Source organism: Pseudomonas asplenii (genome assembly GCF_001293465.1).
In the GTDB taxonomy this organism is placed as follows: domain Bacteria; phylum Pseudomonadota; class Gammaproteobacteria; order Pseudomonadales; family Pseudomonadaceae; genus Aquipseudomonas; species Aquipseudomonas fuscovaginae_B.
Window position 1 is genome coordinate 20821 of record NZ_JSYZ01000014.1, and the last position, 24306, is coordinate 45126.

Consider the following 24306-nt stretch of genomic DNA (forward strand, 5'->3'; position numbering starts at 1 on the left):
CTGTATTGTGTCGGGCCATTTCGCACCCCAGTCCAGTGAACCACCGCATGACCAAGCTGACCCTTCTCATCCAGCGCGTCCTCGAACTGATGAAGCGTTACCCGGGAGCCATCGCCGCCTTCGGCTTCTGCTCGGGGATCGCCAGCTTCATCCTGGTCGACCGCCAGCAGAGCAAGGCCAGCCTGATCGCCATCGTGCTGTTGCTGAGCTGGGTCTGGCTGATGCTGGAAAACACCCTGACCCAACTGTTCAGCCGCCTGTTCAAGCGCGAAATCCCCGAACCGCTGCTGCGCTACGCCACGCAACTGATCCACCAGGAAAGCCTGTTCTTCGTCCTGCCGTTCTTCTTCATCACCACCACCTGGAACAGCGGCCAACTGATCTTCACCAGCCTGCTCGGCGCCGCGGCACTGGTGTCGATCACCGACCCGCTGTATTACAAATGGCTGGCGCCCAAGCGCTGGCTGCTGCTCGGCCTGCACACCCTGACGCTGTTCGCCGCCATGCTCACGGCGCTGCCGATCATCCTTCACCTGACCACCGCCGAGAGCTACAAGCTGGCCCTGGGTACCGCTCTGCTGCTGTCGATTCCGAGCCTGGCGGTGAGCCTGCCGCTGCACAACCTGCGCGGCTGGCTGATGCTGGTCTGCGTGACCCTGGCCATCGGCGGCGCCGGCTGGCTGCTGCGCTCCTGGGTGCCACCGGCGACCCTGTGGATGACCGAAGTCGCGGTGACCACGCAACTGCAGGACCGCACCCCCGGCGCCAGCCTGGAGCAGGTGGACGCCGCCCAGGTGCGCAGCGCCGGCCTCTATGCCTACACCTCGATCAACGCGCCACGGGGGCTGGATGAGCGGATCTACCATGTCTGGGAGTTCAACGGCCGTGAAGTCGACCGGATCGCCCTGGACATCCATGGCGGGCGCAAGGAGGGCTACCGGGCCTGGACCCACAAGCAGAACTTCCCCGCCGACCCCAGCGGCAGCTGGCTGGTACGGGTGCTGACCGAGGACGGGCAGATGCTCGGCGTGCTGCGTTTCGAGATCACCGGTTCGGCAAAGACCGCACAAGGGTCCTAGTGATGGATCAGGCTATCGTGCTATTACAGTGGTTTGCGTAAACGCCTGTTAAGCCCGGAAGCCCATGATCATCAGCACGACGGCCGGCAACGCCCAGCTGGACACCTCGACGAGCCCCGCACGGCTGCGGATCAGCGGTGACTGGACGCTGGCCCACTACAGCGTCCTGAAACGCCGCAGCGCCGAGCTGCTCGGCCACTATGACGCGAGCACCACCGTCGACCTGGACCAGTTGGGCGCCCTCGACACCGCCGGCGCCTCGCTGCTGGTGGAGCTGCTGGGCGCCCAGCGCCTCGGGCAACTGGCCGAGCACAGCGAACACCTGTCCGCCGCCGACCGCGCGCTGTTGCAGACCGTCTACTGCTCGCTGACCGACTTCTGCGTCCCGGTCAGGGAGCCGGAACAGGCCGCCGGCATGCAACTGCTCGAACGGATCGGCCGGGCCGTCGACCAGGTCTGGCAGGACACCCGGCAACTGCTCGGCTTCATCGGCCTGATCCTCGAAACCCTCGCTCGCGGTCTGCTGCGCCCCTCGCGCTGGCGGCTCACGCCGATGGTCGCGCATATCGAGCAGACCGGCCTCGACGCCGCTCCGATCATCGCCCTGCTGACCTTCCTGGTCGGTGCCGTGGTGGCGTTTCTCGGCGCGACGGTGCTGGCCAGTTTCGGCGCCAGCATCTTTACCGTGGACCTGGTGGCGTTCTCCTTCCTGCGTGAATTCGGCGTACTGCTGACCGCCATCCTGATGGCCGGCCGCACCGCCAGCGCCTTTACCGCCCAGATCGGCTCGATGAAAGCCAACGAGGAGATCGACGCCATTCGCACCCTCGGCCTGGACCCCATGGAACTGCTGGTGCTGCCACGGGTGCTGGCACTGCTGATCGCCCTGCCGATGCTGACGTTCCTCGCCATGCTCTGCGGGATCGTCGGCGGAGGCGTGGTCTGCGCGCTGTCGCTGGGGATTTCGCCGGCGATGTTCCTGTCCCTGCTGCAGGCCGACATCGGCCTCCAGCATTTCCTGGTCGGCCTGGTGAAGGCTCCGTTCTTCGCCTTCCTGATCGCCGCGGTGGGTTGCCTGGAGGGCTTCAAGGTCAGCGGCAGCGCCGAATCGGTCGGGGCCCACACCACCTCCAGCGTGGTCCAGTCGATCTTCATCGTGATCGTGCTCGACGCCGTCGCCGCGCTGTTCTTCATGGAGATGGGCTGGTGAGCCGGGTAGCAAGGCCGCCCAGCGAGGCGGTGATCCAGGTTCGCGGGCTGTGCAACCGCTTCGGTGCGCAGAGCGTCCACGAAAATCTCGATCTCGACCTGTACAAGGGCGAGATCATGGCGGTGGTCGGCGGCTCCGGCACCGGCAAGTCGGTGCTGATGCGCAGCATCATCGGCCTGCGACGGCCCAGCGACGGCCAGGTACGGGTGTTCGGCCAGGACCTGCCGAGCCTGCCGGAACAGGCCCGTTCGCAGGTCGAGCGGCGCTTTGGCGTGCTGTTCCAGCAGGGTGCGCTGTTTTCCTCGCTGACCGTGGTGGAAAACGTCGCCCTGCCACTGATCGAACACGCCGGCCTCAGCCGCGCCGACGCCGAACACCTGGCCTGCGTGAAACTGGCGCTGTCCGGCCTGCCGCTGTCGGCCGCCAACAAGTACCCGGCGTCGCTGTCCGGTGGCATGATCAAGCGTGCCGCCCTGGCTCGCGCACTGGCCCTGGACCCGGACATCCTGTTCCTCGACGAGCCCACCGCCGGCCTCGACCCGATCGGTGCCGCCGCCTTCGACCAGTTGATCCTGACCCTGCGCGACGCCCTCGGCCTGAGCGTGTTCCTCATCACCCATGACCTGGACACCCTCTACACCATCACCGACCGGGTCGCAGTGCTGGCGCAGAAACGCGTGCTGGTGGCCGACGCCATCGACCGGGTCGCCGAAACCGACGACCCCTGGATTCACGAATACTTCCACGGCCCGCGGGGCCGCGCCGCCTTTGACGCGGCCACACCGCTCAAGGAGGGATGAGATGGAAACCCGTGCCCATCATGTGATGATCGGCCTGTTCAGCGTACTGGTGGTGCTCGGCGCGCTGCTCTTCGGCCTGTGGCTGGCCAAGTCCAGCGTCGACACCGCGTTCAAGGACTACGAAGTGGTCTTCAACGAGGCGGTCAGCGGCCTGTCCCGCGGCAGCCCGGTGCAGTACAGCGGGATCAAGGTCGGCGACGTGCTGCAACTGAGCCTCGACCCGAAAGATCCGCGGCGGGTACTGGCGCGCATCCGCCTGGTCGGCGACACCCCGATCAAGGAAGACACCCGGGCCAAGCTGGCGTTGACCGGGATCACCGGTACCTCGCTGATCCAGCTCAGCGGCGGTACCCCGCAGAGCCCCGAACTCAAGGGCAAGGACGGCAGGCTGCCGGAGATCATCGCCACACCGTCGCCGATTTCCCGCCTGCTCAGCGACAGCAGCGACCTGATGAGCGGCATCAACGTGCTGCTGCACAATGCCAATGAGCTGTTCTCCCAGCAGAACGTCGAGAATGTCAGCAAGACCCTGGACAACCTGCAACAGACCACCGGTGCCATCGCCGGCCAGCGCGACGACATCCGCCAGGTGCTGCAGCAGATGACCCAGGTCGGCAAGCAGGTCAGCGGTACCCTGGAGCAGACCTCGCAACTGATGCGCAACGCCAACAACCTGCTCGACAAGCAGGGCACCCAGGCCCTGGGCAGCGCCGAGCGGGCCATGCAGTCGCTGGAACGCAGCAGCGCGACCCTCGACAAACTGCTCGCCAGCAACCAGGACTCGGTCAACAGCGGCCTGCAAGGGCTCAACGAACTGGCGCCGGCGATCCGCGAGCTGCGTGAAACCCTGAGCAGCCTGCGCACCGTCTCGCAGCGCCTGAACGCCAACCCCAGCGGCTACCTGCTGGGCCGTGACAAGAACAAGGAATTCACTCCATGAGGCTTGCCCGTCGTGCCCTGAGTTACCTGACCCTGATCGCCGGCCTGGCCCTGGGCAGCGCCTGCTCGATCCTGCCCGAAGCCGAGCCGGTGGACGTCTATCGGCTGCCGACCGCGCAGGGCAGCCAGGCGGCGTCTGCCGTCCAACCGGTCGAGTGGTCGTTGCGGATCGCCAAGCCGATTGCCGGCGAGGCCCTGAACAGCCCGAATATCGCCGTGGTGCCCCAGGGCGACCTGCTCAGCCACTACAAGGCCTCGCGCTGGAGCGACCCGGCCCCGGTGCTGCTGCGCAACCGCCTGCTCGACGCCTTCCAGCGTGATGGCCGGGTGCGCCTGCTGAGCACCGACGACAGCAACCTGCGCGCGGATTTTGAGCTGGGCGGTGAGTTGCAGGCATTCCAGACCGAGTATCACGGGCAGGACGCCGAGGTGGTGATCCGTTTCGATGCCCGGCTGGTGCGCGACAGCGACCAGCGGATTCTCGCCAGCCGGCGCTTCGAGGTGCGCCAGCCGCTGGGCGACAAGCAGGTACCCGCCGTGGTGGCCGGCTTTGGTCAGGCCGGGGACAAGCTGACGGGGCAGGTGATTGGCTGGGCGGTGCAGCAGGGCGGGATTTCAGCCAGACACTAGAAATTGCTTCGCGGGCGTGCCCGCGAACAGGGCTTCAGCCTCAGCCAAAGAACCAGTAGCAAACCCCGATCGCCGCCACCACCCCGGCCAGCTCCGCCAGCAGGGCACAGCCCACCGCATGACGGGCGCGTTGGATGTTCACCGCGCCGAAGTACACCGCCAGCACATAGAAGGTGGTCTCGGTGCTGCCCTGGATGGTCGCCGCCGCCAGCGCCGGGAAGCTGTCCACGCCCTGGGTCTTCATGGTTTCGATCAGCATCGCCCGGGCGGCACTGCCGGAGAACGGCTTGACCATCGCCGTCGGCAGCGCATCGACGAAACGCGTGTCCCAACCGGCCCACTGCACCAGGTGGCGAATGCCGTCGAGGCCGAAATCCAGCGCACCGGAGGCCCGCAGCACACCGATGGCGCAGAGCATCGCCACCAGGTACGGCAGCAGATTCTTCGCCACGTCGAAACCTTCCTTCGCGCCCTCGACGAAGGCCTCGTAGACCTTCACCTTGCGCAAGGCACCGATCACCAGGAACAGCATGATCAGGCCAAACAGCGTCAGGTTGCCAAGAATCGACGACAGGCTCGCCAGCGCCGTGGCCGACAACCCGGCCAGCACCGCCATGAAACCGCCGAGGAGCAACGCCCCCGGCACCAGGTAGGCCAGCACCACCGGGTCCCACAGGCGCAGGCGCTGCACCAGCGCCACCGACAGCAGGCCGACCAGGGTCGAGGCACTGGTCGCCAGCAGGATCGGCAGGAACACCAGGGTCGGGTCCGGTGCGCCCTGCTGGGCGCGGTACATGAAGATGGTCACCGGCAGCAGGGTCAGCGACGAAGCGTTGAGCACCAGGAACAGGATCTGCGCATTGCTCGCCACGGTCTGGCTCGGGTTGAGCTCCTGCAGCGCGCGCATGGCCTTGAGCCCGATGGGCGTGGCGGCGTTGTCCAGGCCCAGGCCGTTGGCGGCGAAGTTGAGGGTGATCAGGCCGATGGCCGGGTGGCCGCGCGGCACTTCCGGCATCAGCCGGCTGAACAGCGGCCCGAGGGCCTTGGCCAGCCAGTCGACGATCCCGGCCTTTTCGGCGATGCGCAGGAAGCCGAGCCAGAGCGTCAGGGTGCCGAACAGCAGGACCATGACCTCCACCGACAGCTTGGCCATGGCGAAGATGCTTTCAACCATGCTGGCGAAGATCGCGTGGTTGCCACCCACCAGCCATTGCGCCAGCGCCGAAACGGTCGCCACCACGAAAAAGCCAAGCCACAGGCCATTGAGCATCGGGAAAACTCCTTGAAGATGCGGCGAATGATAGCGGTCGGGCCAGAAACAACAAACCCCGGAAAGTCCGGGGTTCGTTGTTCGGTGAGGTGTTCCCACGCGGAGCGTAGGAACAATCGGGGGGTCAGGCCTTGCTGCGCCAGTGCGGCAGCGAGTTCCAGTAGCGCTCGCCCTTGGCCTCGTCATACAGACCTTCCCAACGGGCGATGACCAGGGCGGCCAGGGCGTTGCCGATCACGTTCAGGGCGGTACGCGCCATGTCCATGATGCGGTCGACACCGGCGATGAAGGCCAGGCCCTCCAGCGGAATGCCGACGCTGCCCAGGGTCGCCAGCAGCACCACGAAGGACACGCCCGGTACGCCGGCGATGCCCTTGGAGGTGACCATGAGGGTCACCACCAGCAACAGTTGCTGGCCGACGGACATGTCGATGCCGTAGAGCTGGGCGATGAAGATCGCCGCGATGCTCTGGTACAGGGTCGAACCGTCGAGGTTGAACGAGTAGCCGGTCGGCACCACGAAGCTGCAGATGGCCTTTGGCGCACCATAGGCTTCCATCTTCTCGATGATCCGCGGCAGGGCGGTTTCCGAGCTGGCGGTGGAATAGGCCAGGATCAGCTCGTCCTTGAAGATGCGCATCAGCCGGATCACCGAGAAACCGAACAGGCGGGCGATCAGGCCGAGCACCACGAAGGCGAACAGGAGGACGGCGACGTAGACCAGCACCACCAGCTTGGCCAGTGGCAGCAGCGAGGCGAAGCCGAAGTTGGCCACGGTCACGGCGATCAGGGCGAACACACCGATCGGCGCGTAGTTCATGATCATGTGGGTGACCTTGAACATGGTTTCCGACACACCCTGGAACATTTTCACCAGCGGGTCGCGCAGCTCGGCCTGCAGGCTCGACAGACCGAGGCCGAAAATCACCGAGAAGAAGATGATCGGCAGCATCTCGCCACGGGCCATGGCCGCGATGATGTTCGACGGGATCAGGTTGAGGATGGTCTCGATGAACGCATGCTCGTGCTGTACTTCGGCGACAGTGGCCTTGTACTTGGAGATGTCCACGGTGCCCAGGGTGCTCATGTCGATGCCGGCGCCCGGGTGGACCACGTTGGCCAGCACCAGGCCGACGAGAATGGCGATGGTGGTGACGACCTCGAAGTAGATGATGGTCTTGAGGCCGATACGCCCCAGTTGCTTGGCGTCACCGACGCCGGCGATGCCGACCACCAGCGAGGAAATGACGATCGGGATCACGATCATCTTGATCAGGCGGATGAAGATATCGCCTGCCGGTTGCAGCACGTTACTGATCCACCAGGCCTTTTCCGCACTGAAATGGTTGAGCAGCGCACCGAGTGCAATCCCCAGTACCAGACCGATGAGGATCTGCCAGGCGAGGCTGAGCTTTGCCTTCTTCATCTTGTTACCCTTACTTCAAGTGGACTCGGGCCAATGCGTCCTGCCCGCACGCCCAGGCATGCGGGAAGTCCCCATCTGCCCCCCATGGAAGGTCACCGCCAGCAGGCCGGGAAGCTCGCTGGCTGGCAAAAAAGGGCGCAACTATTGCGGCGCGGGGATGGCACGTCTAATGCCGTAACCGTCTACCCCATGCCGAATCGGCATAACTTTTGTCCGACAATAGCTCATATCAAGGGGAGGCAAACAGGTCATTTCCGCCGCCATGATGGCCGTAATCCGGCCATCGCAGAGCGATTAGTATCGCTCGGCAAATGAGTAGGACAGCCTGGGAGTTTTCGAAAAACCCTACAGAATCGGGATTTGACCGGTACGACGGAAAAGGTTTTTCTGGATGTACGGTCGAGACTGGATTGGATCCGATACTAATCCGCACTTCATGTCCAAACGACATAAGACGACAGCAGTGGCAAACCGCAGGGACCGCCCCACGGCTTGCCGACTGCCGCCTTCGCCTGACCCGGCCCTTGCGCAGGTACTCCCTGTACCCGTAGGTCGCTCCGATCCTCAAACAATCAGAGCATCCCGGCCCCCTGGTCATGCATTCGCCGTCCTCGGGCGATGCAGGGGTAGAAGCCCTCGACGGGCTCCTGCTCTTTCACTCCCTCGAACTCAGTACCAGTTCGGGTCCTTCTTCAGTTGCTCCCTCAACAGCCCCTGCATGCCTTCGTCCGGCTTGCCGAGGAAGCGATAGTCGGCATGGCGGGTTGGCGACTTGTCGGCCGGCAGGCCCGCAGGCACTTCCACCAGCATCGCGTAGGCGTGCTTCCTGTCGAAGCTGAAGGCGACGATCAGGCGCTTGTTGCGGCAACTGTCCGCGGTCTCGCAGAGCGGGCCGACCAGATACTGGTCGCCATCCTCTTCAACCGCAGTCATCTGTTCGGAACTGCCCGACAGGTTCATCACCCACTCGGGCAGGCGTTCCTCCTTGCGCACGACGTCCTGCCAGGCTTCGCGGTACTCGGGCGACGAACTCAGCAGTTCGTTGACCCGCGCCTGGCCGTCGTTGGCCGCCAGCGCCATGGCGCTGCTGCCCAGCAGCAGGGCAGCGGCCATGGTTTTCAGGGTTGGCTTGAACATGTTCAGCCTCGACCGCGACGACCGAACAGGAACGAAGCGATGAACATCACCAGGAACACGACAAAGAGAATCTTGGCGATACCTGTGGCGGTGCCGGCGATACCACCGAAGCCCAGTACCGCGGCGACAATGGCAATGATCAGGAATGTGATTGCCCAACTCAGCATGATGACTCTCCTTACCTTGGTCCTGCGATGTGTGGCTGTTGCCTTTACTGCGGGTTGTCACGCCAGGCCCGATGGCCGGCGCGTCCTGCCTAGAACACCCAACGATCCTGCCGTGGCAGCTCGTCCAGCGGTTCGGCCTGCTCCACCGGCGTCAGGCGGTAGGCGACCGGGTCGCTCGACGCACTGCCGATGGCGCTGAAATGGGTTTGCACGGGAGCCTGGAAAAACACCCGCGGGTGCTCGACAGTCGGCTGGGTCCAGCGCATGAACGCCTGGCCGACGACCAACGTGATCAGCAGCGCGAGGACAGCGAACAGCCCTTGCTGCACGTGGAGCGACGAGATACGCGATGGGGCGGCAAGTTGGCGATTCATCCTGAAACTCCTCCGACACTGTCTTTATCTTTATTCCTGGCTGGCGCGGCACGATGCCGGTCCAACCTTGCGCAAGAGGTACATTGCAGAGCGCATGCCAATTTTTTTGTCAGATAAAAACCAATAAAATCAGGCAGTTATAAACAAACACCGACTCACCCGGGCAGCATCCTGCACGATCCCCCGCTTAGGCGTCGTGCACAATGCACGACAGCCCCAGGGGACAGCGCCTAAGATGCAGGGAGAGCGACACGGCAAATCCGCCGGAATTTGCCGGACTGTCGGTTGTCGGAAGCAGAGACGACAAAAATTCCCCAAATCAGCGAGTTAGCAAACAGCGGCGGGGATGGTTACCCTGCACGCGCAGGTCACGGTCAAAACGGACCATGCAAGCTGCCCGAATCGCCCGGGGTCCATCGGCAACACACACATATATAAGGAGCGCGGGTGATGGAATCTGCCCCGGAACACCAAGGCCGTATTCTGCTGGTGGATGACGAGTCGGCCATCCTTCGCACTTTCCGCTATTGCCTGGAGGACGAGGGCTACAGCGTCGCCACGGCCAACAGCGCGGCCCAGGCCGACGCCCTGCTGCAGCGCCAGGTATTCGACCTGTGCTTCCTCGACCTGCGCCTGGGCGAGGACAACGGCCTTGACGTGCTGGCGCAGATGCGTATCCAGGCCCCGTGGATGCGGGTGGTGATCGTCACCGCCCACTCGGCGGTCGATACCGCCGTCGACGCGATCCAGGCCGGCGCCGCGGACTACCTGGTCAAGCCCTGCAGTCCCGACCAGTTGCGCCTGGCCACGGCCAAGCAACTGGAGGTCCGGCAACTGTCGGCGCGCCTCGAAGCCCTCGAGGGCGAGGTGCGCAAGCCCAAGGACGGCCTCGACTCCCACAGCCCGGCGATGATGGTGGTACTGGAAACCGCGCGCCAGGTCGCCAGCACCGACGCCAACATCCTCATCCTCGGCGAGTCCGGTACCGGCAAGGGCGAGCTGGCCCGGGCCATCCACGGCTGGAGCAAGCGCGCGAAGAAGTCCTGCGTCACCATCAACTGCCCGTCGCTGACCGCCGAGCTGATGGAAAGCGAACTGTTCGGCCACAGCCGCGGCGCCTTTACCGGTGCCAGCGAAAGCACGCTGGGGCGGGTCAACCAGGCCGATGGCGGGACCCTGTTCCTCGACGAGATCGGCGACTTCCCCCTGACCCTGCAACCCAAGCTGCTGCGCTTCATCCAGGACAAGGAATACGAGCGGGTCGGCGACCCGGTGACCCGTCGGGCCGACGTGCGCATCCTCGCCGCCACCAACCTCAACCTGGACGACATGGCACGCGAAGGGCGCTTCCGCGAAGACCTGCTCTATCGGCTCAACGTCATCACCCTGCACCTGCCGCCCCTGCGCGAGCGCAGCGAAGACATCCTGACCCTGGCCGACCGCTTCCTCGCGCGCTTCGTCAAGGAATACGCGCGCCCGGCCCGCGGCTTCAGCGAGGAGGCCCGCGAAGCGCTGGTCAACTACCGCTGGCCGGGCAATATCCGCGAGCTGCGCAACGTGATCGAGCGCGCCAGCATCATCTGCTCACAGGAGCGGGTGGAAGTCAGCCACCTGGGCATGGGCGAGCAGCCGGTCAACAACGCCCCGCGCATCGGTGCGCCGATGAGCCTGGACGAGCTGGAGAAAGCCCATATCGGCGCGGTGCTGGCCACCAGCGACACCCTGGACCAGGCCGCCAAGACCCTGGGCATCGATGCCTCGACGCTGTACCGCAAACGCAAACAGTACAACCTGTGAGCCACGCCCGATGAAGCTTGCGATGAAGCTGCGCACCCGTCTGTTCCTGAGCATTTCGGCACTGATGACCGTGGCCTTGCTGGGGTTGCTGCTGGGGCTGGTCAGCGTGATGCAAATGGCCAAGAGCCAGGAGTCACTGATCCGCGACAACTTCATCACCCTCGACCTGGGGCTCAAGATGCGTCAGAGCCTGGGCGACCAGTTGGCCATGATGCTCAGCGAACATCCCGATCAGGCCGCCTTGCAGGCTTCACGCGAGCAATATTGGCAGTTGCTCCACGAAGGTATCAGGCACGAACAGGACAAGGACCTGCGCGGCGGCTTCGCCCAGGCCCGGATCGACTACGAAAACTTCCTGCAGGCCTTCGATTCCTTTGACAGGAAGGCCAGCAACAGCGAACTCGTCGAACGCTTCAACACCCTGCGCAACGGCCTGCTCAGCGCACACAAGGAGGCCCTGAACGATATCAGCGGCGCGGAAAGCTCCGCCCGCAGCAGCGCCATGCTGATCGCCGGGCTGCTCGGCCTGGTCGCCCTGGCGGTGCTGATCATCGGCTTCATCACCGCCCATGGCATCGCCCAGCGCATCGGCGTACCGATCGAGGCGCTGGTCAAGGCCGCCGATCGGATCGGCCAGGGCAACTTCGACGTCACCCTGCCGATTTCCTCGGCCTCCGAGATGAACCTGCTGACCCGGCGCTTCGGCCTCATGGCCGAGGCGCTGCGCCAGCACCAGGCAACCAACATCGACGAACTGCTGGCCGGCCAGCAACGGCTGCAATCGGTGCTCGACAGCATCGACGACGGGTTGCTGATGATCGATCGCCAGGGCCATCTGGAGCACCTCAACCCGGTGGCCCAGCGCCAGTTGGGCTGGGACGCCGACCGCCTCGGCCAGGGCCTGGGCGAAGCCCTTGGCCGCCCGGAGTTCGACGAGCAACTGAGCCTGATCCTCCGGGGCGGCAGCCTCGAGCGGGCACCGGAAGACCTCGAAGTCGAGGTCGATGGCGAATCCCGCCTGCTGACCTACAGCCTGACGCCGGTCAGCCATCCCCAGGGCCACATCCTCGGCGCGGTGATGGTGCTGCACGACGTCACCGAACAGCGCGCCTTCGAACGGGTGCGCAGCGAGTTCGTCCTGCGCGCGTCCCACGAGCTGCGCACGCCGGTGACCGGCATGCACATGGCGTTCGGCCTGCTGCAGGAGCGCGTGCACTTCGATGCCGAATCGCGCGAAGCGGACCTGCTCAGTACGGTCAATGAAGAGATGCAGCGGCTGATGCAACTGATCAACGACCTGCTGAACTTCTCGCGCTACCAGAACGGCCTGCAGAAGCTCGCGCTGGCCCCTTGCGACATCGGCCAACTGCTGGAGAAGGCCCGCGAGCGTTTCACCGGCCAGGCCAACGACCAGGGCATCGAGCTGCTGATCGAGGTCCAGCCGCCATTGCCACGCCTGCATGCGGACCAGGCGCAGCTGGAGCGGGTGCTCGACAACCTGATCGGCAATGCCCTGCGCCACACCGCCAGCGCCGGGCAGATCCGCCTGCAGGCACGCCGGCATGGCGAACGGGTGATCATCAGCGTCGAGGACAATGGCGAAGGCATTGCCTATGGCCAGCAGGGGCGGATCTTCGAACCTTTCGTCCAGGTCGGGCGCAAGAAGGGCGGAGCAGGCCTGGGCCTGGCGCTGTGCAAGGAAATCGTCCAACTGCATGGCGGACGCATGGGCGTCTATTCACGACCGGGGCAGGGCACCCAGTTCTACATGGCGCTGCCGGTCTAGCCGTTCAGGCCTCGTCATCCAGACGGCGGCTCGCCAGGCGCCGGCCACGGGTGATCATCTCGATGAACTGCACCGCGGTCAGTGCCTGGGCGAACAGCCAGCCCTGGCCGTAATTGACACCTTCGCTGCTGAGCAGCATGGCCTGGGACTCATATTCGATGCCCTCGGCGATCACCCGCAATTGCAGGGCATGGGCCATGCGGATGATATGCGGCGCCACGCCGCTGCTGGCAGCGTCATGGCCGAGGGCGTCGATGAACGCCTTGTCGATCTTCAGGCAGTCCACCGGCAGGGTCTGCAGGTAGGCGAGGCTGCAATAGCCGGTGCCGAAATCGTCGATCAGCACCTGGTGCCCGAGATTGCGCAGGGCCTGCAGGTTGTCCCGCGCCACCACCACGTCGATCAGGCCGCGCTCGGTGACCTCGAAGGCGATCTGCCGCGGCGACACCCGGTAGGCCCGCAAGAGCCGGCCGATGACCTCGGCGATGCGCGGCACCATCACATCGCAGGCCGCCAGGTTGACCGAAATATACAGCTGCGGATTGGCCCGCAGCGTCTGGCCGAGCTGTTCCAGCAGGCGCTGCAGGACAAAATCGGTGATCTGGCGGATCTGTCCGGTATCTTCCGCCAGGGGGATGAACAGGTCGGGGCTGGTCAATGTGCCGTCCGGGCGCCGCCAGCGGACCAGGGCCTCGGCACCGACGCAATGCCGGCTGCCGAGATCGAAGATCGGCTGGTAGAGCACCTGCATCTCTCCGCGGCGCAGCGCGCCCTGCAACTCGCCGTTGAGTGACTGGCGCTGCCGGGCGAGCTGCAGGGTCAAACCACCGATGCAGGTGGCAATCAGCAGGCTGGCGGACAGCAGCCACCACCACAGCGGGCTGAGGCGCAAGCGCATCGCACTGCGCGGGGCGACCATCACCAACTGATACTCGGGGGTGCTGGTCGGCATGCGATAGATCAGTTCGCGGTCGGTGGTCAGCAACGGATCACGGCCGCGGCTGCTCCAGCCTTGCGGCGGCCAGCTCTGCAGCGGCCCGAGCACCGGGATCGCCCGCCGACCATGATTGACCACCACCAGCAGGCTCGCGCCGGGCGGCAGCTCGACGACATCGCTCAGGTGGCCGCGGGAGGTCGAGACCCGGAAGCTGCCGCGCCCGAGCATCAGCGCCGCCAGGTTGTCGTTGGGCTCGGTCGAGGTGTTGAGCCAGTAGCTGTAGGTCGGGCCACGGATATCCGGCTCACGGTAGGAGATCTGCGAGTCCTGGCGCGGCCAGTTGGAACAGGACTCGATGGAGTCGATGTAGAAGGCCTCGTAGATGAAGCGGTAGCTGAAGCTCAACTGCTGCAGGGTTTCGATCATTCGCCCGTTGCAGCCCCGCAGCGGCTGCCCTTCGAGCACATCGAGGCCCTCGCGCAACTGGCCGAACAACTGCTCCAGGCGCTCGAGGAAACGCCGGCCCTGGGCGTTCATCTGCTCGCTTTCCTGCTGCCGGACCTGGCGCACGACCACACCCAGGCTGCCGCTCAGCAGCAGGACGGCACTGAGCGAGGCAGCCAGCAATGCCTGCGACCAGGGACGATGGAACCAGGCGCGCAACGTCTCACGGGAGGCCGGCATCATGGAATATCCGAAGGATTACCAATGAGTTATAGCAACTGATTGATAACATCGCCCGGACCGTCCGGCGGTGACGTTATTTTGACTGGTTGAGCACCTGCAGGATCGCCGCGCTTTGCGCATCAGCCACGCCATCGAAGCGCGCCGGGCGGAAATGCATCTGGAACGCCGCCAGCGCGTGACGCGTGCCCGCATCCCACTCGCCGGTCTGTGGCGTGGTGGTATAGCCCAGGTAGCGCAGCTGCTGCTGGAACCAGCTGGCACTCGGCAGCTGGTACGCGTACACCAGCTGCTGGCGGGCCACCGCCTGCTCGTTCGGCCAGACGCCCAGGCCCTCGGCGGCCAGGCGCTTCCAGGGAAACAGCGGGCCCGGGTCCTGCTTGCGCATCGGGGCGATATCGCTGTGACCGATCACATGGCGGGGCTCGATGTTGTTGCGCTTGACGATGTCCTTGAGCAGCACGATCAACGCCTGGATCTGCGCTTCGCTGTAGGGGTACCAGACGCGCCCGGTCGGCGTCTCGCGGAACCCCGGGTTGACGATTTCGATACCGATGGAGCTGGAGTTCAGCCAGGTACGACCCTGCCACTCGCTTTCCCCGGCATGCCAGGCACGCTGGCTCTCATCCACCAGCTTGTAGGTGGTGGCCGGGTTGTTGTCGCCGATCAGGTAATGGCTGCTGACCTGGCCGTGGGTCAGCAGGCGCAACGAGTTTTCCATGTTCGCCGAGGTGTAGTGGACGATGACGAACTGCGCGCGGCTGTCGTGATTGACCGAGGGGTGGCTGGTGTCGAGGCGCGGACCGCTGGCGCAGCCCGCGAGCAACAGGGCCGCGCTGAGGAGAGGGAGCAATTTCATGACGGAAACGAAAACCAGGGCAGTAACGCTCTAGCATAACGTACCCCGGCCTCCGGCACCGACCAAAGCAAGACTCTGTGACAAAGCGACAGCTGCGGTTCAGCCGAGCTCCACCCGGTTGCGTCCGCCGTTTTTCGCCCGGTACAGCGCCTCATCGGCTCTTTTGAGCACATGATCGCTCCGTTCACCGGCCTTGAACGCCGACACGCCAAGGGACACGGTAATGGTCACCCGTTCGCCCCTGAAGTGGAAAGGGCAGGCCTCGACGGCCGCGCGCAGGTGCTCGGCCAGCTTGAGGCCGGTCGCCACCGGCGTCGCCGGCATCAGCAGGACGAACTCCTCGCCGCCGAAACGGGCGATGAAATCGCTGCCGCGCAGGTGCTTGCGCAGCACGGTCGCAATGATCTTCAGCACCTTGTCGCCGGCCAGGTGGCCGTAGCCATCGTTGATCCGCTTGAAATGGTCGAGGTCAAGAATGGCGATCAGCAGGGTATTGCCGTGCTGCTGCCACTGCGCGACCTCGTGGTCCAGACGCTCGCTCCAGGCCGCCCGGTTCGGCAGGCCGGTGAGCGGGTCGATCAGGGCCTTCTGCCGTTGTTCCTCGAGGTGGTCGCGATAAACCTGGGCTTCCTGTTCCATATGCGCAACGCGCTCGGCCAGGCTCTGCAGGCGGCTGGCGACTTCCTGCTCGCGCACATTGCGCTCCTGCTGGTGGCGGTCCATGGTGCCCAGCAGGTCTTCGAGGCGGTTTTCCAGCACATGCTTGAGGCTGTCGAGGTCGGCGGCAGCCTGCACGCTGCTCTGCAGCCCATCGACGTGCTCACGCAACTGGCTGTGCAGGTCGTTGGCCGCCGAACGACCCTCGGCATGGCCTTCACTGGCCGCGCGCAAATTGCTCTGGAAGGATTCCAGGCGCTCGTTGAGCTGCTTGAGGTACACCTCGAACTCATGTTGCCCGCTGTCGTTGATCGCCAGCATCAGCACGGCCAGATCGTCGAGGATCGGCAGCAGTTCGTACCAGTTCAACCCGTGTTCGAGGCGATGACGCATGCCTTCGGCGTGGGGCCGGTGGCGCTCGGGCAGCACCAGCCCATCCAGCAGGCCCAGCAGCGTCGACTCGATGTGCTCGGCCACCGAACTGTAGGACGGCTCCGGCGATTCCGGCAGGGCGTAGAGCACGTCCTGGTCGTTATCCTCGGGATGAACCGCCGCCAGGGCTTCGGCCATCACCGGCGGCAGTGGCAGGCTGTCGAGGAAGGGCAGGGCGGGTGCCGGGGTGACGGCTTCGGGCTGCTCGGCGAGTGGGGCCTTGACCTCGGGTTCGGCCGCAGCCTGCGGCTCAACCGCCGCAGCCGTCTGCGCAGCCGACACGACCGGCGACGCTTCTGGCTCGACGGCACCGGCCACAGGCTCGGCCTCAGGCGTGACCACGGGTGGTTTGTAGGCCGCGACCTCGACGGGTGCGATCGTTGGCACGGCCTCGGCAACGGGCTCCATGACCGCTGCAGCCGGGGCTGGCTGTTCAACCGCCGGCGCAGCCGCGGCAGCAACGACGGGCTGGGCAACGGGAGCCACGGCCTCGACCGCAGGCGCCACAGGCGCGTCCGGTTCATCGTCCTCATCCGCCTCTGCCGAAGCGGGCACAGGTGTCGGCATCCCCGCCGCCGGTGCCACCGCCGGGGCGCTTTCAACGCTCGCCTCGGCCCCCTCCTTCGTGCCGAACAGGCGCTGCAGCAGGCCGGGCCGGGCCGGCTCGGCGGGGTGATCGAGTTCCGTCAGGATCTTGCCCTGCAGGTTGCTCAGTTCGCTGAGCAGCAGGGGCATCTCGCGGGCTTGGCTAACGCGGCCATCGAGCTGCTTGGCAAAGTTCTTCAGCGGCCGACGCACATCCCGCGGCAAGGGCAGAGCCTGCAGCTGGGTCACCAGCGCGGTCAGCGCGGTGCCCATCTGTTCGATCCGGGTTTCGCGCCGCTGCTCGGAGTCGAGCACGGCCTTTTCCAGGCGTGGCAGCAGGTTGGCCAGGGCCGCATCCATGTCATCGGTGCGGATCACCTCGCGCATTTCCTTCATGCACTGATCCACCGCCTTGTCGGTGCCTTCGGCCGCCAGGGTGCTGCGCACCAGCCCGCGCCGGAGCAGGTCGAGACGGGCGTCCCAACGCCGTTCGAGCTTTTCCTGTTGTTCGATGCTTTTGAGGTACTTCTCTTTCCAGCGCTCGGCTTCTTCGCTGCTCATTGCAGGGTGTCCGTGAGATTCAACGACTCAAGGCGGGCAACGTATCAGAACCGATGGATCCTGGCAGGCGAATTTCAACGGCAACCGGCAAATGGTCGGAAATCGGCTGCGCCAGTACCTCGACACGCTCCAGCGTCAGGCTCGGACTCAACAGGATATGGTCGAGGCAGCGCTGTGGACGCCAGCTGGGAAAGGTGGCCTCGACCTGCGGCGCGAGCAGCCCGAGGTCGCGCAAGGGCGAGTGCTGCAGCAGGTCGGCGGCATGGGTGTTCATGTCCCCCATCAGCACCTGGTGCTTGAAGCCATCGATCAGCTCGCGGATATAGGCCAACTGCCGGGTCCGCGTACGCGCGCCCAGCGCCAGGTGCATCATGACCACCACCAGCGACTCCGGGCCCTCGCCGAAACGCACCAGGATCGCCCCGCGACCGGCCGGGCCGGGCAGTGGATGATCCTCGATCGCCCAGGGGCGCAGGCGGCTGAGCACGCCGTTGCTGTGCTGGGCCAGGCGGCCGAGATTGCGATTGAGTTGCTGGTACCAGTAGGGAAAGGCGCCGAGCTGCGCCAGGTGTTCGACCTGGTTGATGTAGCCCGAACGCAGGCTGCCACCATCGACCTCCTGCAGCGCCACCAGGTCGAAATCGCCGAGCAGGCTGCCGATCCTCTGCAGGTTGTCGGCGCGCCCGGTGTGCGGCAGCAGGTGCTGCCAGCCCCGGGTCAGGTAGTGTCGGTACCGCTGGGTGCTGATGCCGACCTGGATGTTGAAGCTGAGCAGCCTCAGGCGGTTGTCCGCCGGCAGGCCGCTGGATTGCAGATGGTGTTCATTGACCTTCGGCTGGTGAAGGCCAACGATGCGTTCCGATCCCCAGCGAGCCATGGCCGGGGCGCCTTACTTGCCGGCGGTCGCGCCGGCCGCCCGCTCCTTGGCGATCAGTTGGTCGGCGACGTTCAGTGCAGCCTCCGGCCCACCGGCGGTGCCGAGGTCGAAGCGATACTTGCCGTTGACGATCATGGTCGGTACACCGCTGATCTCGTACTTCTTGGCCAGTTCGCGCGCGGCAACGATCTTGCCCTTGATGGCGAAGGAGTTGTAGGTGGCCAGGAATTTCTCCTTGTCGACACCTTGGGTAGCGACGAAGTCGGCCATGTCTTCAGGCTCGAGCAGCTTTTTGCCTTCCTTCTGGATCGCGTTGAACACCGCCGAGTGCACCTTGGACTCGACGCCCATGGCGTCCAGGGTCAGGAACAGTTGGCCGTGCTTGTCCCATGGGCCGCCGAACATGGCGGGAATGCGCACGAAGTGCACGTCGGACGGCAGTTTCTCGATCCATGGGTTGATGGTCGGTTCGAAGGCGTAGCAATGCGGGCAGCCGTACCAGAACATCTCGACCACTTCGATCTTGCCAGGCTCCTGCACCGGCACCGGGGTCTTGAGTTCCACATAGGTCTTGCCGGCTTCGAGCGGCACGTCGGCGGCCTGGGCCGTCATGCCGAACAGGCTGGCGGTGACGAGTGCGGCGCTGAGGATCAGATTACGCATGCTTTACTCCTGGGTATTTAGAAGTCGCCTCCGTCGCGACCTGTAGTTTCTGACAGACCGAGCAGGCTCTTGGTTCGATTAGTGTAACGGCAGCGGCCACAAAAAAGGGCGGCCAGGGCCACCCTTTTATCCTTGCAACAAAGGATTAATCGATTATTAACGCGAACGCGCCGCGCCACTCATCGAGCGCACCTCAGTGCAGGCCCTGCACGTAGCTGGACACGGCCTCGATGTCCTTGTTGCTCAGCTTGGCGGCGATGCTCTGCATGATCTTGGTGTCGCCGTCGTTGGTCCGCACACCCTCGCGGAAATCGGTGAGCTGCTTGGCGACGTACTGGGCATGCTGGCCACCCAGGTGCGGGAAGCCGGCGGCGGCGTTGCCCGCGCCGTTGGGCGAGTGGCAACCGGTGCAGGACGGCATGCCCTGGTCGAGCTTGCCACCCCGGAACAGTTCTTCACCACGGGCGACGAGCTTCGGATCGGCTGCACCGACGCTGCCCTTCTGGCTGGCGAAGTAGGCGGCGATGTCGGCGAGGTCCTGATCGCTGAGGTTGGTCAGCAGGCCGGTCATTTCCAGGACGGTGCGCTTGCCGGACTTGATGTCGTGCAGCTGCTTGTCCAGGTAACGCTCACCCTGGCCCGCCAGTTTCGGAAAGTTGGGCGCCATGCTGTTGCCATCAGGACCATGGCAGGCGCCACAGACAGCAGCCTTGGCCTGGCCGGCGGCGGCATCGCCGGCGGCATGGGCGAGACCGGTGATCCCCAGGGTCAACAGCAGACTCACGATCAATTTGTTCATCAGCTAATCCAATACGGCTAAGGGTTAAGAGTTATGGACCGGGCTTACTCGCTCATCCACTGGATGATGCTTCGGTAATCCTCGGTACTGCAGTCCATGCACAAACCACGCGGCGGCATCGCCTTGAAACCCTGAGTCACGTGTTGCACCAGCACATCCATGCCTTGGGCCATTCTTGGCTTCCACGCGGCCTGATCGCCCTTCTGTGGGGCCATCGGCAGCTGTCCGGCATGACAGGCACTGCAAACACGGTTGTACACGGCTTCCGGATCCTGTGCAGCCTGAGCGCCGTGAAGCGTGATCAGGACACTGGCAGCAAGCAGCCATCTGCTCATGAACCGAAGGTTCCAGTCATGAACTTCAGGGTTGGGAACGTGCCGCGTTCTAATGCGCAGCCTGGGTCAATCGCTCCCGCATGCGTCATCCTACGTCGGGACAAAGCACACACTAAATCTGCGGCATTATATACTGGCGTCCATGAAACGGAAACGACACAGCTTGTCGCGCCTCCCGGCACCGTCCACATTGGAAATCCCATGCAACTGAAAAACCCCATTCTCGGTCTGTGCCAGCAGTCCACCTTCATGCTCAGCGCCGCCAAAGTCGACCAGTGCCCGGACGACGCCGGTTTTGAAGTGGCCTTCGCCGGTCGTTCCAATGCTGGCAAATCCAGCGCGCTGAACACCCTGACCCACGCCAGCCTCGCGCGCACCTCGAAAACCCCGGGCCGCACGCAGCTGTTGAATTTCTTCAAGCTAGACGATGAACGCCGTCTGGTCGACCTGCCGGGCTACGGTTATGCAAAAGTCCCGATCCCGCTCAAGCAGCACTGGCAGCGTCACCTGGAGGCCTACCTGGGCAGCCGCGAGAGCCTCAAGGGCCTGATCCTGATGATGGACGTGCGCCACCCGATGACCGACTTCGACCGGCTAATGCTCGACTGGTCGATCGCCAGCGGCATGCCGATGCACATCCTGCTGACCAAGGCCGACAAGCTGACCTACGGCGCGGCGAAGAACACCCTGCTCAAGGTCCAGTCGGAAATCCGCAAGGGCTGGGGCGACACGGTGACCATCCAGCTGTTCTCGGCGCCCAAGCGCCTGGGCCTGGAAGAGGCCTACACGGTGCTGGCCGGCTGGCTGGGACTGATGGAGAACGGCGGCGAGGAAGAGGCGGAGTAATCCGCCGAGCGCTACCCTCGGTGGATGGCGGCGGTTCGGCCGCGAACGACCCGGATACCGCAGCGTACGCCAAACGGTCTGTGGTGTGTTCGGGCAAGGCAAAAGTGCGGCTCGAAAGCGGAGTTTAGTGGTCTAAATGAGCATTTCGAGCCGAGCTTTTAACGCAGCCCGAGCGCACCACAGGCCGTTTGGGGGATAAAAAAAACCCCGGACTTCGTATGGGGAGGGGAAGTTCGGGGTCCAAGCTCCGGACCGCTAGGGCGGGGTCCAGAATATCTGCCAACACTTAACACAACATAGGAGCATCGAAGGGCTTCACCAGCCATTCAGTAACTCTGAGTAGCCGTATCCCGATTTAGTTCAAAATATCTTCAAAAACTATTTGGCATAGCCACTGAAGGTTTCAGAACCAAACGCCCTTTGTGTTCTCTCGGGCACCTGCACCCCTTTGTGAGGGTGAGCAAGTCTTTCGGGCGCATTCGCGGGCAAGCCCGGCTCCTACAGTACGATGTTATCCACAACGTCGTGTACGACGCCCCCCCCCTGTAGGAGCCGGGCTTGCCCGCGAACCGCCGCAGGCGGCCATCCCCCTCGAACACCCGGAAAGGCCGCGATCAGTGCGCCTCGTCCCAGTTGTCGCCCACCCCGACCTCAACCAGCAACGGTACATCCAGTTGCGCCGCGCTGCTCATGTGCCCGCGGATCTGCTCGCTGACCTCGGCCACCAGGTCCTCGCGCACCTCCAGCACCAGTTCGTCGTGCACCTGGAGGATGACCTTGGCGTCCAGCCCGGAATGGGTCAGCCAGTCGTCGACCTTGACCATGGCCTTCTTGATGATATCCGCCGCGGTACCCTGCATCGGCGCGTTGATCGCCGTGCGCTCGGCCGCCGCACGCTCCTGGGGCTTGTTGGAGTGGATGTCCGGCAGGTACAGCCGGCGGCCGAACAGGGTCTCGACATAGCCCTGCTCCGAGGCCTGGCCACGGGTGCGCTCCATGTACTCGCGCACCCCGGGGTAACGGGCGAAATACACGTCGATATAGGCCTTGGCGGTCTTGGTGTCGACGCCGATGTCCTTGCCCAGCTTCTGCGCGCCCATGCCGTAGATCAGGCCGAAGTTGATCGCCTTGGCGCTGCGTCGCTGGTCGGAAGTGACCTCACCCAGCTCGACCTTGAACACCTCGGCCGCAGTGGCCGTGTGCACGTCGAGGTTGTCGCGGAAGGCATTGAGCAGGCCTTCGTCCTTCGACAGATGAGCCATGATCCGCAGTTCGATCTGCGAATAGTCCGCCGCCAGCAACTTGTAGCCCTTGGGCGCGACGAATGCCTGGCGAATGCGTCGGCCTTCGGCGGTACGCACCGGAATGTTCTGCAGGTTCGGGTCGCTGGAGGACAGCCGCCCGGTCGCCGCCACCGCCTGGTGGTAGGACGTGTGGATACGCCCGGTGCGCGGGTTGATCTGCTCCGGCAGGCGGTCGGTGTAGGTGCTCTTCAGCTTGCTCATGGAGCGGTACTGCATCAGCACCCTGGGCAGCGGATAGTCGTCCTCGGCCAGCTTGGCCAGCACTTCCTCGGCCGTGGACGGCTGACCCTTGCCGGTCTTCTTCAGCACCGGCAAGCCGAGTTTCTCGTAGAGGATCACCCCCAACTGCTTGGGCGAACCGAGGTTGAATTCCTCGCCGGCGATCTCGAACGCCTGGCGCTCCAGTTCGACCATCTTGTTGCCCAGTTCGATGCTCTGTACGCCCAGCAGGTCCTTGTCCACCAGCGCGCCCTGGCGCTCGATGCGCGCCAGCACCGGCACCAGCGGGATCTCGATATCGCTCAGCACGCTGGCCAGGCTCGGAATCGCAGCCAGTTGCGCATGCAGCGCCTGGTGCAGGCGCAGGGTCACATCGGCATCTTCGGCGGCGTAGTGGCCGGCCTGCTCCAGGGGAATCTGGTCGAAGGTCAGCTGCTTGGCGCCCTTGCCGGCGATGTCCTGGAAGCTGACGGTGTCGTAGTCCAGGTACTTCTTCGCCAGGCTGTCCATGTCATGCCGGGTCGCGGTGGAGTTCAGCACATAGGATTCGAGCATGGTGTCGAAGGCGATGCCACGCACGCTGATGCCGCACTCGGGATCGCCGCCGATGGCGCAGTTGGCGAGGATGTTCATGTCGAATTTGGCGTGCTGGCCGACCTTGAGCTTCTGCGGGTCTTCCAGCAGCGGCTTCAGCGCCAGCAGCACGCTGTCGCGGTCCAGTTGCTGCGGCACGCCGATGTAGGAATGGGCCAGCGGGATATAGGCCGCCTCATTGGCCTGCACGGCGAAGGACACGCCGACCAGTTGCGCCTGCTGGGCGTCGATCCCGGTGGTCTCGGTGTCGAAGGCGAACAGCCTGGCCTCCTGCAGCTTCTTCAGCCAGACGTCGAAACGCGCCTGGTCGAGGATGGTTTCGTATTGCGGCTCGGCAGGAACGATCGCGACGCTTTCAGCCGCCACTTCCTCGACCGCCGCCGCGGTCGCCGCTGGCGCTGGCGCTGGCGCAGCAGCCTCCTGCAACCCGGCACGCTTGGCCTCGCGGTTCAGCTCGTCGAGCCAGCCCTTGAATTCCAGCGAGCTGTACAGCTCGATCAGTCTCTCGCGGTCCGGCTCGCCCAGGTGCAGGTCGTCCAGGCCGACCTCCAGCTCCACGTCGACCTTGATGGTCGCCAGCCGGTAGGACAGGAAGGCCATTTCCTGGTGCTCGAGCAGCTTGGCCGGCAGGGTCTTGGCCCCGCGGATCGGCAGGGTCGGCACCAGGTCGAGGTTGGCATACAGCTCCTTCAGGCCGCCGTTGACCCCCACCAGCAGGGCCACGGCGGTCTTCTCACCCACGCCCTTGACCCCGGGGATGTTGTCGGCGGAGTCGCCCATCAGCGCCAACAGGTCGATGATCTGCTCGGGCGCGACACCGAACTTGGCCTTCACGCCCTCCACGTCCATGGACGTTTCGGACATGGTGTTGACCAGGGTGATATGGCCGTCGACCAGTTGCGCCATGTCCTTGTCGCCGGTGGAAATGATCACCGGGCGATTGGCCGCCGCGCTGCTGCGGGCCAGGGTGCCGATCACGTCGTCGGCCTCCACGCCTTCCACGCACAGCAGCGGGAAGCCCATGGCGCGTACGCTGGCGTGCAGCGGTTCGATCTGCACGCGCATCTCGTCGGGCATGCTCGGCCGGTTGGCCTTGTAGTCGGCGAACATTTCGTCGCGGAAAGTCCCGCCCTTGGCATCGAACACCACGGCGAACGGGCTGTCCGGGTACTGCTTGCGCAGGCTGCGGAGCATGTTCAGGACGCCCTTCACCGCCCCGGTGGGCACACCCTTGGAATTGGTGAGCGGCGGCATCGCGTGAAACGCGCGGTACAGGTATGAAGAACCGTCCACCAGGACGAGGGGAGCTTGGCTCATGAGTATGATCAACCTTTTCGGC

Annotated in this window: 21 protein-coding genes; 8 read left to right on the forward strand and 13 right to left on the reverse strand. The window is 64.7% G+C overall.

Features of this window, described 5'->3' with window-relative positions; all coding sequences use genetic code 11:
- The first annotated feature begins 47 nt into the window (after positions 1-47).
- From PF66_RS17315 to PF66_RS17335, 5 genes are all read left to right on the forward strand, one after another.
- Positions 48-1079, forward strand: coding sequence for a DUF5924 family protein (locus tag PF66_RS17315; protein ID WP_054063371.1), 1032 nt, complete (start codon positions 48-50; stop codon positions 1077-1079).
- A 64-nt stretch (positions 1080-1143) separates the two neighbouring features.
- Positions 1144-2289 carry an ABC transporter permease gene (locus PF66_RS17320; RefSeq protein WP_054059154.1) on the forward strand — a complete coding sequence of 382 codons (1146 nt, stop codon included), beginning with the start codon at positions 1144-1146 and terminating at the stop codon, positions 2287-2289.
- Positions 2286-3089 carry an ABC transporter ATP-binding protein gene (locus PF66_RS17325; protein ID WP_054059155.1) on the forward strand — a complete coding sequence of 268 codons (804 nt, stop codon included), beginning with the start codon at positions 2286-2288 and terminating at the stop codon, positions 3087-3089. Before PF66_RS17320 ends, PF66_RS17325 begins: the two co-directional genes overlap by 4 nt.
- Position 3090: 1 nt before the next feature.
- Positions 3091-4029 carry an MlaD family protein gene (locus tag PF66_RS17330; RefSeq protein WP_054059156.1) on the forward strand — a complete coding sequence of 313 codons (939 nt, stop codon included), beginning with the start codon at positions 3091-3093 and terminating at the stop codon, positions 4027-4029.
- The gene (locus PF66_RS17335; RefSeq protein ID WP_054063372.1) at positions 4026-4658 is read left to right on the forward strand and encodes an ABC-type transport auxiliary lipoprotein family protein; all 633 of its coding nucleotides are present in this window, start codon (positions 4026-4028) and stop codon (positions 4656-4658) included. The genes PF66_RS17330 and PF66_RS17335 overlap by 4 nt, the downstream gene beginning before the upstream one ends.
- Before the next feature lie 40 nt (positions 4659-4698).
- On the opposite strand, the gene PF66_RS17340 is transcribed toward PF66_RS17335, so the two are convergent.
- The 5 genes from PF66_RS17340 to PF66_RS17355 all read right to left on the reverse strand — a co-directional run bounded on the left by PF66_RS17340 (position 4699) and on the right by PF66_RS17355 (position 9032).
- On the reverse strand, positions 4699-5928 hold the full coding sequence (locus PF66_RS17340) for a nucleoside recognition domain-containing protein (RefSeq protein WP_054059158.1): 1230 nt from the start codon (positions 5926-5928) through the stop codon (positions 4699-4701).
- 124 nt (positions 5929-6052) lie between these two features.
- On the reverse strand, positions 6053-7354 hold the full coding sequence (gene gltP, locus PF66_RS17345) for a glutamate/aspartate:proton symporter GltP (RefSeq protein WP_054059159.1): 1302 nt from the start codon (positions 7352-7354) through the stop codon (positions 6053-6055).
- A gap of 669 nt (positions 7355-8023) precedes the next feature.
- Entirely contained in the window at positions 8024-8491 is a 468-nt protein-coding gene (locus tag PF66_RS17350; RefSeq protein ID WP_054063373.1) for an inhibitor of vertebrate lysozyme family protein, read from the reverse strand.
- 2 nt (positions 8492-8493) lie between these two features.
- Positions 8494-8658, reverse strand: a complete 165-nt coding sequence (locus PF66_RS32120; protein ID WP_017902664.1) for a DUF1328 domain-containing protein — start codon at positions 8656-8658, stop codon at positions 8494-8496.
- A gap of 89 nt (positions 8659-8747) precedes the next feature.
- Positions 8748-9032, reverse strand: a complete 285-nt coding sequence (locus PF66_RS17355) for a hypothetical protein (RefSeq protein ID WP_054059161.1) — start codon at positions 9030-9032, stop codon at positions 8748-8750.
- A 450-nt stretch (positions 9033-9482) separates the two neighbouring features.
- Here PF66_RS17355 and algB point away from each other — a divergent pair, with 450 nt between their 5' ends.
- A complete protein-coding gene (gene algB / locus PF66_RS17360; protein WP_054063374.1) occupies positions 9483-10829 on the forward strand; it encodes a sigma-54-dependent response regulator transcription factor AlgB in 1347 nt (448 codons plus the stop codon).
- A gap of 10 nt (positions 10830-10839) precedes the next feature.
- Positions 10840-12615, forward strand: a complete 1776-nt coding sequence (locus PF66_RS17365) for an ATP-binding protein (protein ID WP_054059163.1) — start codon at positions 10840-10842, stop codon at positions 12613-12615.
- 4 nt (positions 12616-12619) lie between these two features.
- Here PF66_RS17365 and PF66_RS17370 read toward each other — a convergent pair whose 3' ends face one another.
- The 7 genes from PF66_RS17370 to PF66_RS17400 all read right to left on the reverse strand — a co-directional run bounded on the left by PF66_RS17370 (position 12620) and on the right by PF66_RS17400 (position 20004).
- Positions 12620-14236 (reverse strand): EAL domain-containing protein, encoded by a 1617-nt coding sequence (locus tag PF66_RS17370; RefSeq protein ID WP_054063500.1) that lies wholly within the window; start codon positions 14234-14236, stop codon positions 12620-12622.
- 76 nt (positions 14237-14312) lie between these two features.
- Positions 14313-15095, reverse strand: a complete 783-nt coding sequence (locus PF66_RS17375; RefSeq protein WP_054063375.1) for an N-acetylmuramoyl-L-alanine amidase — start codon at positions 15093-15095, stop codon at positions 14313-14315.
- 99 nt (positions 15096-15194) lie between these two features.
- Complete coding sequence (locus tag PF66_RS17380; protein ID WP_054063376.1) at positions 15195-17330, reverse strand: GGDEF domain-containing protein; 2136 nt, start codon at positions 17328-17330, stop codon at positions 15195-15197.
- 19 nt (positions 17331-17349) lie between these two features.
- Positions 17350-18207, reverse strand: coding sequence for an endonuclease/exonuclease/phosphatase family protein (locus tag PF66_RS17385; protein ID WP_054063377.1), 858 nt, complete (start codon positions 18205-18207; stop codon positions 17350-17352).
- A 12-nt stretch (positions 18208-18219) separates the two neighbouring features.
- A complete protein-coding gene (locus PF66_RS17390) occupies positions 18220-18870 on the reverse strand; it encodes a thiol:disulfide interchange protein DsbA/DsbL (protein ID WP_054061259.1) in 651 nt (216 codons plus the stop codon).
- A gap of 193 nt (positions 18871-19063) precedes the next feature.
- The gene (locus PF66_RS17395) at positions 19064-19669 is read right to left on the reverse strand and encodes a c-type cytochrome (protein ID WP_054061260.1); all 606 of its coding nucleotides are present in this window, start codon (positions 19667-19669) and stop codon (positions 19064-19066) included.
- A 44-nt stretch (positions 19670-19713) separates the two neighbouring features.
- Complete coding sequence (locus PF66_RS17400) at positions 19714-20004, reverse strand: c-type cytochrome (protein WP_054061261.1); 291 nt, start codon at positions 20002-20004, stop codon at positions 19714-19716.
- Positions 20005-20205: 201 nt separating this feature from the next.
- On the opposite strand from PF66_RS17400, the gene yihA reads away from it, so the two are divergent.
- The gene (gene yihA / locus PF66_RS17405; protein ID WP_054061262.1) at positions 20206-20850 is read left to right on the forward strand and encodes a ribosome biogenesis GTP-binding protein YihA/YsxC; all 645 of its coding nucleotides are present in this window, start codon (positions 20206-20208) and stop codon (positions 20848-20850) included.
- Positions 20851-21464: 614 nt separating this feature from the next.
- On the opposite strand, the gene polA is transcribed toward yihA, so the two are convergent.
- Positions 21465-24284, reverse strand: coding sequence for a DNA polymerase I (gene polA / locus PF66_RS17410; protein WP_054063378.1), 2820 nt, complete (start codon positions 24282-24284; stop codon positions 21465-21467).
- Positions 24285-24306: the final 22 nt, after the last annotated feature.

Coding starts and splice junctions, on each gene's coding strand:
- PF66_RS17395 (WP_054061260.1), bottom strand. CDS start 19,669: ATGAACAAATTGATCGTGAGTCTGCTGTTGACCCTGGGGATCACCGGT.
- PF66_RS17335 (WP_054063372.1), top strand. CDS start 4,026: ATGAGGCTTGCCCGTCGTGCCCTGAGTTACCTGACCCTGATCGCCGGC.
- PF66_RS17315 (WP_054063371.1), top strand. CDS start 48: ATGACCAAGCTGACCCTTCTCATCCAGCGCGTCCTCGAACTGATGAAG.
- PF66_RS17400 (WP_054061261.1), bottom strand. CDS start 20,004: ATGAGCAGATGGCTGCTTGCTGCCAGTGTCCTGATCACGCTTCACGGC.
- PF66_RS17320 (WP_054059154.1), top strand. CDS start 1,144: ATGATCATCAGCACGACGGCCGGCAACGCCCAGCTGGACACCTCGACG.
- PF66_RS17350 (WP_054063373.1), bottom strand. CDS start 8,491: ATGTTCAAGCCAACCCTGAAAACCATGGCCGCTGCCCTGCTGCTGGGC.
- PF66_RS17355 (WP_054059161.1), bottom strand. CDS start 9,032: ATGAATCGCCAACTTGCCGCCCCATCGCGTATCTCGTCGCTCCACGTG.
- yihA (WP_054061262.1), top strand. CDS start 20,206: ATGCAACTGAAAAACCCCATTCTCGGTCTGTGCCAGCAGTCCACCTTC.
- PF66_RS17330 (WP_054059156.1), top strand. CDS start 3,091: ATGGAAACCCGTGCCCATCATGTGATGATCGGCCTGTTCAGCGTACTG.
- PF66_RS17370 (WP_054063500.1), bottom strand. CDS start 14,236: ATGCCGGCCTCCCGTGAGACGTTGCGCGCCTGGTTCCATCGTCCCTGG.
- PF66_RS17380 (WP_054063376.1), bottom strand. CDS start 17,330: ATGAGCAGCGAAGAAGCCGAGCGCTGGAAAGAGAAGTACCTCAAAAGC.
- polA (WP_054063378.1), bottom strand. CDS start 24,284: ATGAGCCAAGCTCCCCTCGTCCTGGTGGACGGTTCTTCATACCTGTAC.
- algB (WP_054063374.1), top strand. CDS start 9,483: ATGGAATCTGCCCCGGAACACCAAGGCCGTATTCTGCTGGTGGATGAC.
- PF66_RS17390 (WP_054061259.1), bottom strand. CDS start 18,870: ATGCGTAATCTGATCCTCAGCGCCGCACTCGTCACCGCCAGCCTGTTC.
- PF66_RS17385 (WP_054063377.1), bottom strand. CDS start 18,207: ATGGCTCGCTGGGGATCGGAACGCATCGTTGGCCTTCACCAGCCGAAG.
- PF66_RS17365 (WP_054059163.1), top strand. CDS start 10,840: ATGAAGCTTGCGATGAAGCTGCGCACCCGTCTGTTCCTGAGCATTTCG.
- gltP (WP_054059159.1), bottom strand. CDS start 7,354: ATGAAGAAGGCAAAGCTCAGCCTCGCCTGGCAGATCCTCATCGGTCTG.
- PF66_RS32120 (WP_017902664.1), bottom strand. CDS start 8,658: ATGCTGAGTTGGGCAATCACATTCCTGATCATTGCCATTGTCGCCGCG.
- PF66_RS17340 (WP_054059158.1), bottom strand. CDS start 5,928: ATGCTCAATGGCCTGTGGCTTGGCTTTTTCGTGGTGGCGACCGTTTCG.
- PF66_RS17375 (WP_054063375.1), bottom strand. CDS start 15,095: ATGAAATTGCTCCCTCTCCTCAGCGCGGCCCTGTTGCTCGCGGGCTGC.